Below are 1,296 nucleotides of genomic sequence, written 5' to 3'. Positions count from 1 at the left end.
CCTTGTGCCCAAGGGCACTCTCCGTTCCGGGATCTGGTCCGCCCACTTCGTCCTGGGCTTTGCGTTCACCGGTGTCATCGTCATGTTGCTGATCTGGCGGCAAACGAAAGGGCGTCAGCTTCCGGTCGATGATCCAGGCCCCCTGCATGTTCTCGCCAAGGCGACCCATCTTGCGCTCTACCTATTGCTCCTGGTCATCGCGGGCCTTGGGATCGCGAATGCCTTCGTGCGCGGTGTCACGTTGATCGGCCCGCTCGCTCTGCCGGCCCTCGGCGACCCGGAATGGCGCCGGCCGCTGACCCACTGGCACGGGCTCGCTGCCAACGTCCTGATGGCGGTCGCCGCCTTCCACGCCGCGGCCGCCCTGGGCCATCACTACCTCTGGCACGACGCCGTACTGCGTCGCATCCTCCCGGGACGCGCTTCTTCCGCCCCATACGAGAGATCCTGAGTACGATGCGTGCGTCCCATAAGGAAAACCACCTCATCGACCGTGTGGGCTGGCTGCGTGCCGCCGTCCTCGGCGCCAACGACGGCCTCGTCTCGACGGCGAGCCTCATTGTCGGCGTCGCCGCGTCCGCCGCAGCCTCCGGGGAGATCCTCGTCGCCGGGACGGCCGGTCTAGTCGCCGGGGCGATGTCGATGGCGGCCGGCGAGTACGTCTCGGTGAGTTCGCAATCCGATACCGAACAAGCCGATCTCGCAAGGGAACGACGCGAGCTCGCTGAGGACCCTGCGGCCGAGCGTGAGGAACTTGCGGGAATCTACGTCGCCCGCGGTCTCGACCACGACCTTGCCCTCAGGGTCGCGGACCAACTCATGGCGAAGGACGCGCTCGGCGCCCATGCCCGGGACGAGCTCGGCATCTCCGAATTTACCACGGCGCGCCCGATCCAAGCGGCCCTGACGTCGGCGGCGACGTTCTCGGCCGGGGCGGCTCTGCCGCTGCTCGTGGCCGCGCTCTCACCGGCTAACATCGTCGTCTACTCGGTATCCGCCGCTTCGCTGGTGTTCCTGGCGGTACTCGGCGCGCTTGGGGCCAAGGCTGGGGGCGCCGCCATCCCGCGGGCGACCGCGCGGGTGGCCTTCTGGGGCGCCGCCGCGATGGCCGTCACGGCCGGCATCGGCCACCTCGTCGGCAAAGCCGTATAGGGAAGCGACGTTCCTATGCTGGGATGGCGCGATGCATGCCGCCTCATTCCGCTTCGGCTAGCCACTTCCGCAGTAGCGTCGGCGGGCCGGCATACCCTGATGTGATGGCCGCCGCTTTTGCTTTCAAAGCAGATGGGGTGGATG

At 67.9% G+C, this 1,296-nt stretch carries 2 protein-coding genes; both read left to right on the top strand.

Annotated elements, in window-relative coordinates; genetic code table 11:
* Positions 1–451 (top strand): cytochrome b (locus tag MFF42_RS25685; RefSeq protein ID WP_238258794.1); only part of this gene is annotated, 451 nt, incomplete at its 5' end.
* Between the two features lie 5 nt (positions 452–456).
* Complete coding sequence (locus MFF42_RS25680; protein WP_017483138.1) at positions 457–1,152, top strand: VIT1/CCC1 transporter family protein; 696 nt, start codon at positions 457–459, stop codon at positions 1,150–1,152.
* Positions 1,153–1,296 lie beyond the last annotated feature (144 nt).

The sequence above is a fragment of the Methylorubrum podarium genome, assembly GCF_022179745.1.
Lineage (GTDB): Bacteria > Pseudomonadota > Alphaproteobacteria > Rhizobiales > Beijerinckiaceae > Methylobacterium > Methylobacterium podarium.
Note: the sequence above shows the minus strand (reverse complement) of the source record. Positions and strands in the feature narration are given on the sequence as shown.

What these genes read in the sequence shown, in the direction of transcription:
- MFF42_RS25680 (WP_017483138.1), top strand. Translation starts at nt 457, where the DNA reads ATGCGTGCGTCCCATAAGGAAAACCACCTCATCGACCGTGTGGGCTGG.